The 14,243-nt window shown below is 69.6% G+C and carries 8 protein-coding genes; 7 read left to right on the top strand and 1 reads right to left on the bottom strand.

Features of this window, described 5'->3' with window-relative positions:
• Nucleotides 1-57: 57 nt before the first annotated feature.
• The 5 genes from CHF15_RS34830 to CHF15_RS34810 all read left to right on the top strand — a co-directional run bounded on the left by CHF15_RS34830 (nucleotide 58) and on the right by CHF15_RS34810 (nucleotide 10,794).
• Complete coding sequence (locus CHF15_RS34830) at nucleotides 58-1,128, top strand: sugar ABC transporter substrate-binding protein (protein WP_089227908.1); 1,071 nt, start codon at nucleotides 58-60, stop codon at nucleotides 1,126-1,128.
• Between the two features lie 20 nt (nucleotides 1,129-1,148).
• Nucleotides 1,149-2,657 (top strand): sugar ABC transporter ATP-binding protein, encoded by a 1,509-nt coding sequence (locus tag CHF15_RS34825; protein WP_089227907.1) that lies wholly within the window; start codon nucleotides 1,149-1,151, stop codon nucleotides 2,655-2,657.
• Nucleotides 2,650-3,711 carry an ABC transporter permease gene (locus CHF15_RS34820; RefSeq protein ID WP_089227906.1) on the top strand — a complete coding sequence of 354 codons (1,062 nt, stop codon included), beginning with the start codon at nucleotides 2,650-2,652 and terminating at the stop codon, nucleotides 3,709-3,711. Before CHF15_RS34825 ends, CHF15_RS34820 begins: the two co-directional genes overlap by 8 nt.
• 122 nt (nucleotides 3,712-3,833) lie before the next feature.
• Nucleotides 3,834-6,254 carry a glycoside hydrolase family 95 protein gene (locus tag CHF15_RS34815; protein ID WP_089227905.1) on the top strand — a complete coding sequence of 807 codons (2,421 nt, stop codon included), beginning with the start codon at nucleotides 3,834-3,836 and terminating at the stop codon, nucleotides 6,252-6,254.
• Between the two features lie 910 nt (nucleotides 6,255-7,164).
• Nucleotides 7,165-10,794, top strand: coding sequence for a S8 family serine peptidase (locus CHF15_RS34810; RefSeq protein WP_245939189.1), 3,630 nt, complete (start codon nucleotides 7,165-7,167; stop codon nucleotides 10,792-10,794).
• Nucleotides 10,795-11,348: 554 nt separating this feature from the next.
• Here CHF15_RS34810 and CHF15_RS34805 read toward each other — a convergent pair.
• Entirely contained in the window at nucleotides 11,349-11,957 is a 609-nt protein-coding gene (locus tag CHF15_RS34805; RefSeq protein ID WP_089227903.1) for a TetR/AcrR family transcriptional regulator, read from the bottom strand.
• Between the two features lie 104 nt (nucleotides 11,958-12,061).
• Between CHF15_RS34805 and CHF15_RS34800 the strand changes: the two genes are divergently transcribed.
• Both CHF15_RS34800 and CHF15_RS34795 read left to right on the top strand, forming a co-directional pair.
• A complete protein-coding gene (locus CHF15_RS34800) occupies nucleotides 12,062-13,456 on the top strand; it encodes an MFS transporter (RefSeq protein WP_179280097.1) in 1,395 nt (464 codons plus the stop codon).
• 41 nt (nucleotides 13,457-13,497) lie between these two features.
• Nucleotides 13,498-13,953, top strand: coding sequence for a GNAT family N-acetyltransferase (locus CHF15_RS34795; RefSeq protein WP_089227902.1), 456 nt, complete (start codon nucleotides 13,498-13,500; stop codon nucleotides 13,951-13,953).
• Nucleotides 13,954-14,243: the final 290 nt, after the last annotated feature.

Genomic DNA, 14,243 nt, shown 5'->3' with positions numbered 1-14,243 from the left:
CCCACATCAGCCTGCGTACAGCCCGCCTTCGCGACCCACCGGCAAGGAGAACGAGCAATGAAGCTCAGATTCACCCGGCACGCATGCTTCGGCGGCCTCGCCGCCCTGACCGCCTTCGCACTCACCGCCTGCGGCGATCCCGGATCCGCATCGGGCGCGGGAGGCGGTTCGACGGTCATAGGGGTCGACTACCCGCGCTCCGACACCGACTTCTGGAACTCGTACATCAAGTACACCCCGGAGTTCGCCAAGGAACTCGGGCTGAACCTGAAGACCACCAACTCGCAGAACGACGTCGCCAAGCTCACCGCCAACGCACAGACCTTCATCAGCCAAGGCGTCAAGGGCGTCGCGATGGCGCCTCAGGACACCGCGGCCATCGCGCCGACCCTGGCGCAGATGGAGGCGAAGAAGATCCCGGTCGTCACAGTGGACACCCGGCCCGACACCGGCAACGTCTACATGGTGGTCCGCGCCGACAACCGTGCCTACGGCGAGAAGGCCTGTCAGTTCCTCGGCACCAAGCTGGGCGGGAAGGGCAAGGTCGTCATGCTCCAGGGCGACCTCGCCTCGATCAACGGACGCGACCGCACCGAGGCCTTCAACGCGTGCATGAAGCAGAACTTCCCGGCCATCAAGGTGCTCGGTGAAGCCACCAACTGGGACGGGGCGGTCGCGGCGCAGAAGCTCCAGACGGACCTGACCGCGCACCCCGACATCAAGGGTGTCTACATGCAGTCCAGCTTCGCGCTCGCCGGCACCCTCCAGGTGCTCAAGCAGAAGGGCCTGCTGGTCGGCCCCGAGGACAAGAAGCACGTCTTCATCGTCTCCAACGACGGAATCCCCGAGGAGCTCAAGGACATCGCCGCCGGGAAGATCGACGCCACGGTCTCCCAGCCCGCCGATCTCTACGCCAAGTACGCCCTCTATTACCTGAAGGCGGCGATCGAGGGCAAGACGTTCCGGCCCGGCAAGACCGACCACGACAGCACGATCATCCAGGTCCGCGACGGTCTGCTGGAGGACCAGCTCTCCGCCCCGCTCGTGACCGCGGACGGCGGCACCTACGCCGGGGTTCCCAGCCTCAAGAGCGACGACCCGTCCCTGTGGGGCAACAACCTCGGCTGACCGGAAGGGCGGTACACACCATGATCACGGCTCTTCCCGTCGTCCAGGCGGCAGGGCTGACGAAACGGTTCGGGCCCACGGTCGCGCTGCACGACGCCGAAATCACGATCATGCCCGGCGAGACGCACGCGCTCGTGGGCCGGAACGGGGCGGGCAAGTCCACCCTCGTCTCCGTCCTCACCGGCCTTCAGGCACCGGACGAGGGGACGGTGGCCTTCGACGGGGAGCCGGCCCCCCGGCTCGCCGACCGGGATGCCTGGCGCAAGCGGGTGGCATGCGTCTACCAGAAGTCCACCGTCATCCCCCAGCTCACGGTCGCGGAGAACCTCTTCCTGAACCGGCACGGCAGGGGACGGGGCGGCCTGATCAGCTGGCGCACCGTCCGTGACAGGGCACGTGAGGTCCTGCAGACCTGGTCGGTGGACGTGGACGTGCGCACTCCTGCCGGGGAACTGAGCATAGAGCAGCGGCAGTTCGTGGAGATCGCCCGGGCGCTCTCGTTCGGCGCACGCTTCATCATCCTCGACGAGCCCACCGCGCAACTCGACGGAGCCGCCATCAACCGCCTGTTCGCGCGGATCCGGGAGCTCCAGCGCCAGGGCATCACCTTCCTGTTCATCAGCCACCACCTGCAGGAGGTCTACGAGATCTGCGACACGGTGACGGTGCTCCGCGACGCACGGCACATCCTCACCGCCCCCGTGGCCGAACTGCCCCGTGCCGAACTCGTGGCCGCCATGACGGGTGACAGCGCGGACAGGGGCGGTGAAAGGCGCCGCCTGCCGCTCGGCACCCACTCCCCGGCTGTGCTCGCGGTGGAAGGCGCGGCCGTGCAGGGAACGTACCGCGACGTGTCCTTCGGGATCCGGGGCGGGGAGATCGTCGGTCTCGCCGGCGCGGCCGGCAGCGGCCGTACGGAGGTCGCGGAGACGGTCGTCGGACTCCGCGCCGCCGAGACGGGAACGGTCCGGATCGCGGGGATCCGGCCACGGCCGGGCAGCGTCCCCGCCGCGCTGGCGGCGGGTGTGGGGTTCGTCCCGCAGGACCGTCACCACCAGGGACTCGTGCCGGAGATGTCCATCGCGGACAACGGCACTCTGACCATCCCCGAACGGCTCGGCCCCCGGGGTCTCATCGACAACCGCCGCCGCGACGCCTACGCCCACTCCATGATCGACAAGCTGGAGATCAAGACACCGGGGCCGCAACTGCCCGTCTCCGGACTCTCGGGAGGCAACCAGCAGAAGGTCGTCATGGCCCGGGCCCTGGCCAACGATCCGAAGGTACTGGTGCTGATCAATCCGACCGCCGGCGTGGACGTGCGGTCCAAGGAGTTCCTCCTCGGCAAGGTCGAGGAGATCGCCGAGTCCGGTACCGGGGTGCTCATCGCCTCCGACGAACTCGACGACCTGCGCACGTGCGACCGGGTCCTGGTGATGTTCCAGGGCCGTGTCGTGGCGGAGCGTGCCAGTGGCTGGCACGACCACGAACTTGTGGCCGCGATGGAAGGAGTGGACCTCGATGTCTGAGAGCGCGACCGCGGCTGCCGCCAAGAGCCCGGACGGCGGGCCGCCCGAAGTTCCGGGCGTGCGGCCGGATGCACCGACAAGAAGCGGTCACAGGATCGCTCTCGCAAGACTGCGCGACCTGGCGCTCGTTCCCGCGATCATTGTGATGGCGATCGTCGGCCAACTCGTCAACCCGGTATTCCTCCAGGCTGACAACCTGATCAACGTTCTGCAGACGATGTCCGAGATCGCGCTGCTGGTCCTCGCCCAGACTCTTGTGCTGATCGTCAAGAAGATGGACCTCTCCCTGGAGTCCACCGTGGGGATCGCACCCGGGGTCGCGGCCTGGCTCACCGTCCCGGCGGGCGCGACGCACGGAATCGGCGTGCTGCCCGGCGGCTGGTCCGTGCCGGTCACCCTGGCGGTGGGTCTGCTGATCGGTGTGGTCAACGCCCTGTTCATCATCCGGTTCGGACTCAACGGCTTCATCGTCACCCTCGGCATGCTGATTGTGCTGCGCGGTGTCCTGACCGGCATCTCCGGTGGTCAGACGTTCTTCCAGCTGCCGCCGTCGATGCTCTACCTCGGCACCGCCCAGTGGGCGGGCATGCCCGCCTCGGTGTGGATCTGCCTGCTCCTGTTCGCCACCGGCATCGTGGTGCTCGGCTTCACCAGCTTCGGCCGCTCCCTGTACGCGATCGGCGGCAACGTCGACGCGGCGAAAGCGGCGGGCATCCGCACCGACCGTGTGCTGTGGACGGTCATCGTCACCGCGAGCGTGCTGGCCGCGCTGAGCGGCCTGCTGCTGTCCGGACGGCTCGCCTCGGTGGCCTCCGCCCAGGGCAACGGCTACATCTTCACCGTCTTCGCGGCGGCGGTCATCGGCGGCATCAGCCTCAACGGCGGCAAGGGCACCATGTTCGGAGCCTTCACAGGCATCCTGCTCCTCTTCATGATCCAGAACGTCCTTACGCTCGGTGGCGTCCCCGCGCAGTGGATCGGCGCCCTCAACGGCACGATCATCCTCATCGCCCTGGCGCTGTCCCGCATCACCGGCGGCAGGGCCCAGGAATAGGAACCCCCGACCGGGCCGAGCCGGGCGACGGCAATCCCGCGCGTGCGGACCACGCCCGCGATCCCGGGGGTGCACTCCTCGCGACCGGCCCGGACACCTGCGACCGAAAGGTATGGCACCCCATGGAACGCAGAGACTTCCTCGTCGCCTCCGCGGCCGCTACGGCCGCGCTGACCGCCGGGTTACCGGCTGCCGAGGCGACCGCGGCGCCGCTTCCCGTCCCGGGAGCGGAGCTGCCCCCCGCCCCCAAGCCGTCTCCCCTTTCCCTGTGGTACGACAAGCCCGCCGCGCAATGGCTGGAGGCCCTGCCGCTCGGCAACGGCCGACTCGGAGCGATGGTGTTCGGTGGCGTGAACACCGAGCAACTCCAGGTCAACGAGGACACGTTGTGGGCAGGCGGCCCCTACGAGCCCGCCAACCCCCAGGGCCTGGCCAACCTCGCCGAGATCCGGCGCAGGGTCTTCGCCGGGCAATGGAGCTCCGCCCAGAGCCTGATCGATTCGTCCTTCATGGGCAGACCGGTCGGCGAGCTGATGTACCAGACCGTCGGTAACCTGCGGCTCACCGTCGCGGGCACCGGCGACGTCACCGGCTACCGACGGGAGTTAGACCTCGACAGGGGCGTCGCGACCGTGACGTACACCCGCGGCGGGGTCCCGTACCGGCGCGAGGTCTTCGCCAGCCACAGCGATCAGGTGATCGTGGTCCGGCTGACCGCCGGCGGCCGCGGCGGCCTGTCCTTCAGCGCCGCCTTCGACACTCCCCAGCAGGCCGCGACGGACTCCCCGGACCCGCTGACGGCCGCGCTGGAAGGCATCGGGCAGACCCGCGAGGGAGTCACCGGACAGGTCCGCTTCCGTGCTCTCGTCCGGGCCCACGCCGAAGGCGGCACCGTCCGCAGCGAGAACGGCACGCTCACGGTGACCGGGGCCGACTCGGCGACCCTGCTGGTGTCCGTGGGCACCAGTTACCTCGACTACACGGATGCCTCGGGCGACCACCGTGCCCGTGCCGAGGGCCCGTTGAACGCCGCTGCCGCCGTCCCGTACCCGGAGCTGCGCGCACGGCACGAGCGGGACCATCGCGCGCTCTTCGGCCGCGTCAGGCTCGACCTCGGTACCACCGACGCCGCCGACGCGCCGACCGACCAGCGGGTGGCCGCCTTCGCCGAGGCGGAGGACCCGCAACTGATCGCGCTGCACTACCAGTACGGCCGTTACCTGCTCATCGCCTCCTCCCGCCCGGGCACCCAGCCCGCCAACCTGCAGGGCATCTGGAACGACCAGCTCTCGCCGCCCTGGGATTCCAAGTACACGATCAACATCAATACGGAGATGAACTACTGGCCCGCCGCCACCACCAACCTCCTGGAGTGCTGGGAACCGATCTTCGCGCTCCTCGACGACCTGTCCCAGGCCGGGCAGCGGACCGCGCGGGTGCAGTACGGCGCGGACGGCTGGGTGGCGCACCACAACACGGACGCCTGGCGCGGGACCGCACCGGTCGACGGCGCGTTCTGGGGGATGTGGCCCACGGGCGGCGCCTGGCTGGCGACCTCCGTCTGGGAGCACTACCGGTTCACCGGCGACCGCGACGCCCTGCGCAGGCGCCTGCCCGTGGTCGAGGGCGCGGTCCGCTTCTTCCTCGACTCACTCGTGCTCGACCCCGGTATGGGACACCTCGTCACCTGCCCGTCCGTGTCGCCGGAGAACGCCCACCACAACGGTGTGTCGGCGTGCGCCGGGCCGACCATGGACAACCAGATCCTGCGCGACCTTTTCGACGGCTACCTGGCGGCCTGTGACACCCTCGGTGACACGAGCCCCTACGCGGACCGGGTGCGTGCGGCCCGGGACCAGCTGCCTCCCATGAAGATCGGTGCGTTGGGGCAGTTGCAGGAGTGGCAGGCGGACTGGGACGCCGGCGCGCCGGAGCGGCAGCACCGCCATGTCTCCCACCTGTACGGCCTGCACCCCAGCAACCAGATCACCAAGCGCGGAACGCCGGACCTCTTCCAGGCCGCCCTGAAGACACTGGAGTTGCGCGGCGATGCCGGCACGGGCTGGTCCCTCGCCTGGAAGATCAACTTCTGGGCGCGGGCCGAGGACGGCGCCCGCTCCTACAAACTGCTCAGCGACCTCCTCACGCCCTCCCGCACTGCACCGAACCTGTTCGACCTCCACCCGCCGTTCCAGATAGACGGCAACTTCGGTGCCACCGCGGGCGTGACCGAATGGCTGCTCCAGTCGCACACCGACGAGGTCCATCTGCTGCCCGCGCTGCCGCCCCAGCTTCCGGACGGACGCATCACGGGCCTACTCGCCCGCGGAGGCCTCACCGTCGATCTCGACTGGCGCGACGGAGCGCTGTCCCGTGCCCGCCTGGCGGCGCGGCACGACGGCACCGTCCGGCTGCGTACCGCCGCTCCGGTCGACGTTCACTCCCACGGCCATCCTCCAGGGCTGCGTGTGGAACGTCCCGAGAACACCGTAGCCGTGTTCGAGGTCGTGGGAGGCCACGACTATGTGATCAGGCCACGCTGACGGGTCCTCCTCCTGCGAGCTGTGCGATCGGCCGGCCGACCGATCCGTCCGGGGCGCGGAGGGTGATCTCGGGGCCATCGGGCCTGTGAATCCTGACGTGGGATCGTATGTGCTCTCACGCAGTGGTGGATGGCCCCACCTCGACAGGGGTGGGGCCATCCGGCTTGGAGGCGTGCGCTCGGTCGGGCTCGGTGTTCTGAGACGAACACGTGCGCCGCCGTGTGCGGGGGAGTCCGGCGTGCCGCAGGGCGCGCAACGCCAGGTGATGTCCTGTCGGGTCCTTCTTGAGTACGAACCACCGATCACCTGCCGCCGGCGCAGGTGCCGAAGCCCCGTGCCACGGTGGAACATGCGCGCCTTTCCGCAATCCGATTCAACAGGAATTGCGTGTTGTGAGAACACCGCGATGTTTCGCAGAAGTAAAAGTTCTGGGAAGCGTGGTGGCCACCGGAATAGAGACTTCCGGCGTGCTCACATGTCCCCAAAGCAGACCATGACGGCCTTTTGCTTTCGGCTCGCAGATGACCCAGGCGACCTTCTTGAGCTGCGACAACTGCCCGTTCGGGCCCCGTCGTCAACCCCTTTGCGGCGGGACGAAAAGATCTCGCATGTTATCGACTGCCAGTCGGGAGTTCAATGACTTTACAAGTCCATGCCATTGATGGTCGGATGCGCTCGAACGCCGACCATGGAGGGCTTGTTGCGAGTTCCATCTTCCCGAAAATATGCGGCTTCCCTTGCCGCGGCTGTTGTTGCCGGTCTGCTGCTCTATCCCACGGCATCCAGCGCCACGCCTTCCGCGCCCCTGCGTCACACACCCGCCGGACAAGGCGGCGCGCAGGGCGTCCAGGTCTCCGTCACGCTGGTCACCGGTGACACGGTGAAGGCGACTCAGGAGCCCGGTGGGGCAGTGTCGGTGCACGACGTCCGGCGCGCGCCGGGAGCCAAGGGTTCGGTGCGTGTCTCCGTCGAGAACGGCGACACCTACGTGTACCCCGGCGAGGCCATGGCCTACATCGCGACCGGCAGGCTCGACAAGCAGCTCTTCAACGTCACGCAGTTGGTGGCCCAGGGCTACGACGACGCCCGCACCGGTGTGCTGCCCCTGATCATCACTCAGGCCGAAGCCGTCACCGCTCGCAAGAGCGTTACCTCCAAGGAGGCGCTGCCGGATGGTGCGGCTCTGCCGGGGGCGAAGGCCACCCTGGGGCTTCCGTCCATCAACGGAGCAGCCGTCAAGGCCCAGCGGTCGAAGGCCGCCGCCTTCTGGTCCGCGCTGACCGGCAACGCCGGACAGGTCGCTCCGCGCTCGGGGGCGCGGACCGCGGGGAGCCCGGACGATGCGGGCGCCGCCCCCTCATTCGCCTCCGATGTCGACAAGGTGTGGCTCGACGCCAAGGCGCAGGCGACCATGGCGGAGTCCAACGCGCAGATCGGCACCCCCCAGGTGTGGAAGGCCGGTGCCACGGGAGCCGGCGTCCGGGTCGCCGTTCTGGACACCGGGGTGGACCCCACCCACCCGGACCTGGTCAAGCGCATCGTGGCGTCCCGCAGTTTCGTCGAGGGCCAAGAGGTCGTCGACCGCAACGGCCACGGCACCCACACCGCCTCCACCGTCGCCGGCACCGGCGCCGCCTCCGGAGGCAAGGAACGTGGAGTCGCCCCCGGCGCGGACCTGATCGTGGGCAAGGTCCTCGGGGACGACAACACCGGTTACAACTCCGGGATCATCGCCGGCATGGAGTGGGCGGCGCGGACCGAGCACGCCAAGGTGATCAACATGAGCCTGGGCTCGGGGTCGTGGCACACCCAGGACGATCCCATGAGCCAGGCGGTCAACAAGCTGAGCGCCGAGACGGGCGCCCTGTTCGTCATCGCCGCCGGCAACGAGGGAACCGGCCCCTACAGCGTGAGCGCGCCGGGAACGGCTGAGGCCGCGCTCACCGTCGGCGCGGTGGACTCCTCCGACGTCCTCTACTCGCGGTCCGGAGCCGGACCGCGGTTGGGGGACGACGGCCTCAAGCCCGATCTGACCGCGCCGGGTGTGGACGTCCTCGCGGCGAATTCACAGCAGGTGCCGGGGGCAGAGGGCTACTACCGCACTGACAGCGGTACTTCCATGGCGGCGCCCCACGTGGCCGGCGCGGCGGTGCTGCTCGCGCAGAAGCACCCGAAGTGGACAGCGCGGCAGATCAAGGACGCGCTGATGAGCACCAGCGCGGTGACCCCCGACTACACCCCCTACCAGGCGGGCACCGGTCGCCTGGACGTCGCCGCCGCATACCTCGAGGGCACAGTCGTCGCGACCGGGTCCGTGGACGCGGGGCTGGTGCGCTGGACCAGGGACCGGAGACACGACTCGGTCAAGCGGAAGATCACCTACACCAACACCACGGCGAACGCTGTCACGTTGCGGCTCGCGGTGGACCGCGGTGCCTCGCCCGCGGGTGCGTTCACCCTGGCCGCGGACCGCGTGACCGTCCCGGCGCGCGGCACCTCGACGGTCGAGGTCGTCGCGGACCCGGACGGGCTCGCCGCGGGCCAGTACGCCGCCCAGGTCACCGCACGCTCGTCGGCCGGCGCCGTGCACACCGCTGTGGGTCTCTCCGTCGAGTCCGAGAAGCGCACCCTGACCGTCAACCTGAAGGACCGGCACGGCAAACCCGTCAGCGGCGAAGTCGAGATCACCGGCGCCGACGGCAACACCACCGTCATGTGGGCCCCGGACGGCAAGCTCACCAGCCGCTGGGCCCCAGGCTCGTACACCGTCGTCTCCACCCTCGACGTCGAAGGCCGCAACGGACCGCACTCCCTGGGGTACGCGGTGCTGACCGCGCCCGAGGTGGACCTGAGGTCCGACCGGGAGGTGGAGCTGGACGCGTCGCGCATCCGCCGGATCAAGGTGGACACGCCCGAGCCCACGTCCGTCACCAACGCCAGGATCGACCTCTACCGCTCCTTCACCTCCAGCGAGCCCACGTACAAGGACACGCAGGCCCTCCACGACATCATCATGACCTCGCCCGAGTACGACAGCCTGTGGGCGCTGCCGACCAAGGGCAAGGTGAAGAAGGGCAGCTTCGTCTTCACCACCCGGATCCGGGCCAAGCAGACCCCGCTGAAGATCACCTACGGCGGGCGCAGCCTCGACGAGACCCTGCTGGTGCAACCCGGATCCGCTCCGTTCCGGGACGGCACCTCGCGGGTCGGGGCCGTCTTCGCAGGCACCGGCAGGACCGCCGACTACGCCGGGCTGTCCGCCCGCGGCAAGGCCGTGGTCGTCCGCGCCGACGCGTGGGTGGCCCCGGCGGACCAGGCGGCCGCCGCACGGGCCGCGAGTGCGGCGATGCTGCTGGTGGTCAACAACGGCGACGGCCGCCTGACCGACTGGTACGGGGACCCGGACGGCTACACGACCGGGCGCATCCCGGTCGCCTCCCTCACCGTCGACGAGGGCGCCGACCTGATCCAGGAGATCGCGTCCCCGGGTAAGACCGAACTGGCGGTCGAGGCCCACCCTTCGCCGCGGTACCTCTACGACCTGGCGGACTACCACCACGGAGGCGTGCCCGACGACCCCTCCGCGTCGACCGACCCCGGCAGCCTCGCCCGCATCGACAACGTCTTCGCCACGCCCGCCGGCAAGCAGATCAAGGAGAGCCGGGAGGACAGCCCGCCGTACGAGCAGTACCCCGCCGGCCATCCCTACAGCTTCGGGCCGCGCAACCCGATGTTTCCGAGGGAGCCGGTCGCACCGGGCCCCCGTACCGACTGGGTGTCCGCCGGCGACGGCGTGAAATGGCAGCAGTACGCCGGCGTCGCCGACGGTCTGACCAGCTTCACCGACATCGTCGGCTACCGTCCGCGCAGTGTGCAGAGCGAGCACTGGTTCGGCCCCCTCATCCGGCCGCGCATGCTCAGCTTCGAGGTCCCGCAGCGATTCGGCGACGCCATGACGGGCATCATCACGGCCTTCGGTGACGGAGGAGCCGCCCACAGCGGCAACACCGGCCTGATGCCACGGGACTTCGCCCTCTACCAGGGGGACAAGAAGGTGTACCAGAGCGGGCCGCGCACCGACTTCGTCGCGGTCGATCTGGCTCCGCAGAAGCTCCCCTACCGGCTCGTGGTCGACACGCAGGGGAACACCGACGTCACTCCGTACTCCTCGACCACGCACACCGAATGGAGGTTCGAGTCCGGCACCGCCGACGCTCAGGTCATCCCGCTGGTCCAGCTCGACTACGGAACGGAGGTGGACATCGCCGGGCAGGCGAAGCGTACGTCGGCCTTCTCCGTCACTCCCGTCGTGCTCGGCAGCGACACCGCAGAGGACGCGGTCTCCTCGGTCAAGCTCGAGGTGTCCTATGACGACGGGGCGTCCTGGCAGCCGCAGGACCTGAAGGCGGCTGACGGCACGTGGCAGGCGCGCCTCCACGCGCCTGCCCGGGCGGGTTACGTGTCCATCCGTGTCACGGCCGAACAGCACAACGGCGGCGGCATCACCCAGACCGTCACCCGGGCCTTCGGCCTGAAGTAGCTCGCCTGAGCGGCCGGTGCCCGCGCCCCACGAGGGTGCGGGCACCGAGCGCGGCGCCGTCTTCTCAGATCGTGGGGCGAGGTTCTGCACAGTCGGGACCGCCGTGCTTTCCCCATTACTGCACCAAGCGCGACATGACCGGCCGCGGAGGCCGCAGCGGCCTTGCCTTCAGGCGCCGGCGTTCCTCGAAGGCCGTGCGCAATGCCGGCGCAAACGCACCTGGGGCTGGCCTGTGGGCTCGGCGGCCTGATCGGCGGTCACCTCGGCGCCCGGTTTCAGCCTCGGCTGCCCGAGATTGCGATGTGCTTGACGCTGGGAGCGCTCGCCGTCGCCCTGTATGTCGCCCAGGCCGTGCAGTGACCCCTACCGTCCCTCATGATTGCTGCGCTCGTGACCCCGGGACAGGTGCGCGCGGGTGCTGGTTGGGGGCAACTGGGTGGGAAGCGGTGCGGGACGGCAGCAGCCGTCCCGGAAAGCCATCCAGGTGTGTACACGCTGCTGTCTGGGGCTGATTCTGGAGCTGCCGGTGAGCTTTTCGCGGAGGGCCGCCGGTGTCACGCTCCGCCGCGGGGCTCGGGTACTGGGATGCCCGGCGGTGTGAAGGCGGCGAGCACTGTGGCCGTGATGTGGCTGGCCGCGCGCTCGGGGTTCAGACGGCCGGCGCGGATTTCTTCCGTCGCGCTGTGCATGACCGCCTGCAGGACATTGATCAGCCATGCGATGGGCAGGTCCGTACGAAAGGCGCCCTCGGCCCGTCCGCGGGCCACCAGCGCCTCGACCCGGGCGGCGGGCCCGGCGTGCAACTCCCGGATGCGTCCCGCGGGAAGCTCCCGTTGGGCGGCGGCGAGGAGTGCCTGCGCCTGGTCCACCAGGTGCCAGCCGGCATCGATGTAGCGCTCGAGGGCGAGCAGCGGATCACCGGTCAGGTCGACCGCGTTCAGTACCTCGTTGCCTCGGTCGAGGGCGCGGCTCATCGCCGCATCGACGACCTCCGCCCGGGAGGCGAAGTGCGCGTACAGCGTCACCCGGCCCACACCCGCGGCCCGCGCGATCTCGCTCAGGCTCGCGTCCGGGTTTCGCCCGAGGCATTCGGCCGCGGCCTGCACGATCGCCTCGATGCTGCGCAGAGCGTCGGCGCGCTTGGTGGTGCTCTTGCTGCTCATGCGCCCACCGTACCCCAGAACTCGAACAACCATGTTTGGTTTGGACCCCTCACGTGTATAACCTGAACATCGCTGTACGACTTAGTGATGAGGGGTTGAGCGTCATGACCGACACGGAAACCACCACCAGCGCACCGCAGACACCGCATCCGATGCGCTGGCCGGCCCTGGGCCTGCTGGGACTGGCCCAGTTGATGCTGATCCTCGACATCACCGTCGTTGCGATCGCACTTCCTCCCATGGGCGCCGAACTCGGCCTGGACCGCGCGGCACTGACCTGGGTGGTCAGCGGATACGCCCTCACCTTCGGCAGCCTGATGCTGCTCGGCGGCCGGCCCGCCGACCTGTTCGGCCCCAAGCGGGTCGTCCTGGCCGGCCTTGCCATCTTCACCGCAGCATCCCTGGCCGCCGGACTCGCCACCGGCGCCCCGCTGCTGCTCACCGCCCGGATCGCGCAGGGGGCGGGCGCCGCGATGCTGTCGCCTGCCGCTCTGTCCGTGGTGGTGCGGCTGTTCGACGGCGACGAACGCAACCGCGCGCTGGGCATCTGGTCGGCACTCGGTGGCGGGGGAGCCGCCCTCGGCGTGCTGATGGGTGGGCTGATCACCGCAGGCCCTGGCTGGGCCTGGGTCTTCTTCATCAACGTCCCCGTCGGCCTGATCGTCTTCGTCCTGCTCGCGCGGATCCTGCCCCGCCTGCCCCGTGCGGCCACCGGCCCGCTCGACATACCTGGCGCCGCCCTGGTGGCTGCCGCGACCGGCGCCCTCATCTACGCCCTCGTTCGTGCCGGCGACCACGGCTGGGTCAACGCCGCCACCGTCCTCCTCGTCGCCGCCGCTGCAGCCGCTTACGTCGGTTTCGCCGCCTGGCAACGCCGGGTGGCCGCACCGCTGATGGACCTGCGCCTGCTCGGCCGGCGCCCAGTCGTGGCGGGCACCTTCGTGATCGCCGTCGCCACCGCGCTGATGGTGGGGGTCTTCTTCCTCGGCTCCTTCTACCTCCAGGACCGTCAGGGCCACGGCGCCCTGATGACCGGCGTGCTGTTCCTGCCGGTGGCGCTGCTGACCATGGCCTCCGCCACTGTCGCCGGCACCCTGATCGGCCGGATGGGAGCACGATTGCTGGCTGTGGCCGCCCTGGCCGTGGCAGCGGCCGGGTTCCTCGTACCGGTGTTCTGGTCCGGAACCACCGCGATGGTCACCGGCGTGAGCGTCGCCGCGGCGGGACTGGGTGCCCTGTTCGTCGTCGCCTCCGCCACCGCGCTCGCCAGCGTCGCACCCCACGAGGCCGGTGTGACCTCGGGCATCGTCAGCACCTTCCACGAGTTCGGCGCCTCGGTCGGAGCCGCGGCCGCCTCCACCGCCGCCGCCACAAGCATCGCCGTCCACACCGGCGCCCAAGCCGCCTCCGGCTTCGACAACGCGTTCCTCGCCGCCACCGGCACGGCCGCAGCCTCCGCCGTCATCGCCGCGTGGCTGATCCCGGCCAAGAACCAGTAGGCAGGAGCCGGACATCCGCCCGCACCAGAGAAGAGACCAGCGTGCATGACCCTTACGAGCTGAGCCCCGGTGTGCCCTCCGTCGAGGTCTTCCGCCGACTGCGCACCGAGGCCGGCCTCTCGGACAAAGCCCCCGAGGCGGTTGTGCTTGCCCTGCCCAATACCTGGTACGGCGTGCTCGTCCACCACGAGGGGCAGCCCATCGGCATGGGGCGCATCATCGGTGACGGCGGCACCGCGTTCCAGATCGTCGACATATGCGTTCACCCCGAACACCAAGGACACGGCCTCGGCAGGCGCATCATGGCCGCGCTCACCGACGAACTGGAGCGCCGGGCCCCCGCCACCGCCTACGTCTCGCTGATCGCGGACGGCCCCGCCCGCCACCTCTACGAAAAATTCGGCTTCGCCGACACCACCACGCACGACTCCATCGGCATGTACCGGGTGATAGGCAATGCTGTTGTTGCCGCCGGTGGAGCACAACCGCAGCCGTAGGCGCAGGTGCAAGACACGCCGCGGCACGCGCCCCAGCTCCTCGACGCCGGTGCAGTGCGGATGACCGACCAGATGTGGGACATACTCCAAAGCACCGCACTGCGGTCCTCTGCGGCGACCCGTCAGGGCCCGAACTCGGGACCGCCATCGGGCAGCGACGCATGCCGGCCATCCTGGGCCAGGCACCGCTCGAGAGGTGCCAGGCTGGTCCGGCCAAACAGGCAACCTCGCATCAGCGTTCAGTCGGCGGTTGCTGCTCCCACTCGGCCACGATCAATAGACGATGGCAG

This window comes from Actinacidiphila glaucinigra (assembly GCF_900188405.1).
Taxonomy (GTDB): Bacteria; Actinomycetota; Actinomycetes; order Streptomycetales; family Streptomycetaceae; genus Actinacidiphila; species Actinacidiphila glaucinigra.
This window is presented reverse-complemented; position numbering and strand designations above follow the sequence as displayed.

Excerpts from the sequence above, each read along its gene's own strand:
- CHF15_RS34830 (WP_089227908.1), top strand. The coding sequence starts at position 58 with ATGAAGCTCAGATTCACCCGGCACGCATGCTTCGGCGGCCTCGCCGCC.
- CHF15_RS34825 (WP_089227907.1), top strand. The coding sequence starts at position 1,149 with ATGATCACGGCTCTTCCCGTCGTCCAGGCGGCAGGGCTGACGAAACGG.
- CHF15_RS34820 (WP_089227906.1), top strand. The coding sequence starts at position 2,650 with ATGTCTGAGAGCGCGACCGCGGCTGCCGCCAAGAGCCCGGACGGCGGG.
- CHF15_RS34815 (WP_089227905.1), top strand. The coding sequence starts at position 3,834 with ATGGAACGCAGAGACTTCCTCGTCGCCTCCGCGGCCGCTACGGCCGCG.
- CHF15_RS34805 (WP_089227903.1), bottom strand. The coding sequence starts at position 11,957 with ATGAGCAGCAAGAGCACCACCAAGCGCGCCGACGCTCTGCGCAGCATC.
- CHF15_RS34800 (WP_179280097.1), top strand. The coding sequence starts at position 12,062 with ATGACCGACACGGAAACCACCACCAGCGCACCGCAGACACCGCATCCG.